Source organism: Komagataeibacter diospyri (assembly GCF_006538165.1).
GTDB classification, from domain to species: domain Bacteria; phylum Pseudomonadota; class Alphaproteobacteria; order Acetobacterales; family Acetobacteraceae; genus Komagataeibacter; species Komagataeibacter diospyri.
The window spans coordinates 1-2566 of record NZ_BDLU01000096.1 but is presented as its reverse complement, the minus strand read 5'-3'; the positions used below and the strand labels follow the sequence as shown (position 1 = coordinate 2566).

Below are 2566 nucleotides of genomic sequence, written 5' to 3'. Positions count from 1 at the left end.
GGAAGAACGAACCCGCTGCGCGGGAATGGTGTAGCGTGGCTGTCTGTCACCACGGCGTGAGAGAGGTGTTTTATTTGAAGCTGGCCTGATGATCCGCCGCACTCTGGCTTGTGTCCAACACAAGGAGCCAGATGATGACGGAGCTTATTTCTGTAGGCGCGATCAGCCCTCTTCGCCAGCGCCTGATCGACGACATGACAATGCGAGGGTTCTCACGCGAGACGCAGCGCAATTATATCCGTGACGTCGGTCGTTTTGCGACCCATCTGGGCCGTTCTCCGCACACGGCGACGGCGGAGGAGGTCCGTCAGTTCCAAATCGAGCAGCACGAGGCCGGCCTGCCGATACCGACGATGAACAGTATCGTGTCGGCGCTGCGATTTTTCTTCACCTACACGCTCGACCGACCTGATCTTGCGCGCAAGCTGGTTCGCACCAGACATCCCCGCAACCTGCCCGTCGTGCTGAGCCGCGATGAGGTTGCCCGCCTGCTCAATGCGACCACCTGCCTCAAGCACCAGGTGGCGCTCTCGGTCGCCTATGGGGCGGGCCTGCGCGTCGCCGAGGTGGCCGCTCTCAAGGTGAGCGATATCGACAGCGCGCGCATGCTGCTGCGGGTCGAGCGGGGCAAAGGGGGTCGTTACCGCAACGCCATGCTTCCGGCAGACCTCCTGCCCCTGCTGCGGGAATGGTGGAAACTCGGCCGCCAGCAGGGCGTGATGCATCCGCAGGGCTGGCTGTTTCCCGGCCAGAACGCGATGAGGCCCATCTGCACCCGGCAACTACATCGTGTGGTCGTCACCGCGGCCCATGCCGCGTCGATCAGCAAACGGGTCGGTCCCCATACATTGCGGCACAGTTTTGCGACGCACCTGCTGGAGGATGGCGTCGATATCCGCGTGATCCAGGCCCTGCTGGGTCACGCCCGTCTCAACAGCACAGCGCTCTATACAAGGGTCGCTACCCGCACTGTGCGGGCGGTGATCAGCCCGCTCGACACATTGGGGGCCCTGGCGACGACGCAGGCGAGGCCCGACGGCTGATCCCCGAGCTTCGGTGGGCACGGTCATGTCCGCCTCGCTCGAACTTGGCGATATCTTTCGGGCTGCCGGTCCTGCCTGGCGGGCAGCCCATGCCGGACGTCTTCCCCTACAGCAGCTCAAGGTCATGTCGGCGATAGAGCACTGTCGCACGGCAGCCCTGGGTGGTCATGTTGCGGCCTGTGGGGACTGCGGACACTGGCGGATCGCCTATAACAGCTGCCGCAACCGTCATTGTCCGCGTTGTCAGGGGAACGCCGCACGGACATGGCTGGCCGAACGGGAGGCCGATCTGCTGCCGGTCGGGTATTTCCATGTCGTCTTCACCCTGCCGGCGCGGATCGCCGACATCGCGCTTCAGAACAAGGCCGTTCTCTACGCCCTGCTGTTCCAGGCCGCCTCGGAGACCATGATGATGATCGCCGCCGATCCCCGGCATCTGGGCGCGCGCATCGGCATCACCGCCGTGCTGCACAGTTGGGGCTCAGCGCTGACCCATCATCCCCATGTGCACATGATCGTGCCGGGTGGCGGTCTCTCACCCGATGGCCAACGCTGGATCTCATCGCGCCCGGCCTTCCTGCTGCCCGTCCGGGTGCTGGGCAAGCTGTTCCGCCGCCTGTTCCTGACCCGGCTGCTGGCACTTTTCGACGCCGACCGGCTGGTCTTCCGGGGGCAGCTTGCCCCTCTGGCAGACCGCCGTGCCTTCCTGCGGTATCTCGCCCCTGTGCGCAGCAGGCGTTGGGTCGTCTACGCCAAGCCACCGTTTGCCGGTCCAAAAGCGGTGCTGGCCTATCTGTCACGCTATACCCACCGCGTCGCCATCTCGAACCGCCGTCTCCTCGCGTTCGACGAAAGGGGCGTGACGTTCCGGTACAAGGACTACCGCCGGGATACCGCGCATCAGCAGCAGGTCATGACGCTTGGCACGGATGAATTCATTCGCCGCTTCATGCTGCATGTCCTGCCACGGGGATTTCATCGCATCCGCCATTACGGCCTGCTGGCCAGTTCCAACCGCAAGGCCAGTCTCGCCCGGGCGCGGGACCTGCTGAATGTCATCCCCACACCAGCGGCGGAAGTCCCGGAGTCCGGACCGGTCACGCCACCGCCCTGCCCATGCTGTGGGGGGCAGATGGTCGTTATCCAGATCCTTCCCCGCTGGTGCCAGCCCAGAGGACCGCCACGGTCGACTGATCCGGCCGGGGAATCAGCATGATGACCGGCAGACATGACCCTATAACCCGATGCCTGCCGGAACCGTCTCGTTCCGGCACACCGACAGGCTTACGCAAAACGCGAAAAAACGGCGGAAAGCGCGCACCTGAGGCCCTGAAGATCCTGTCATCTTCATGTGTAGGATCAGCGGGCACGCCCTTTGCCGCGTCACGAATGCCGCCACGTGACCCCGCTCAGGGGCGCCTCAGGGCAGCGCCAGTTGCAAATTCCCCATAACTGAGTCCCGGTGTCGCGGGTTCGGTCCTCCCCGACTTTCGTACGCCTCACGGCGCCCGAAACTCTTCAGG

2 protein-coding genes are annotated in these 2566 nt (G+C 64.4%); both read left to right on the top strand.

All coding sequences use genetic code 11. The features are described 5' to 3' along the window. The first annotated feature begins 134 nt into the window (after window positions 1–134). On the top strand, window positions 135–1043 hold the full coding sequence (locus MSKU9_RS17685; RefSeq protein ID WP_227002601.1) for a tyrosine-type recombinase/integrase: 909 nt from the start codon (window positions 135–137) through the stop codon (window positions 1041–1043). Window positions 1044–1068: 25 nt separating this feature from the next. Further along, window positions 1069–2259, top strand: coding sequence for an IS91 family transposase (locus tag MSKU9_RS17680; RefSeq protein WP_141262649.1), 1191 nt, complete (start codon window positions 1069–1071; stop codon window positions 2257–2259). Window positions 2260–2566: the final 307 nt, after the last annotated feature.

Coding starts and splice junctions, on each gene's coding strand:
- MSKU9_RS17680 (WP_141262649.1), top strand. CDS start 1,069: ATGTCCGCCTCGCTCGAACTTGGCGATATCTTTCGGGCTGCCGGTCCT.
- MSKU9_RS17685 (WP_227002601.1), top strand. CDS start 135: ATGACGGAGCTTATTTCTGTAGGCGCGATCAGCCCTCTTCGCCAGCGC.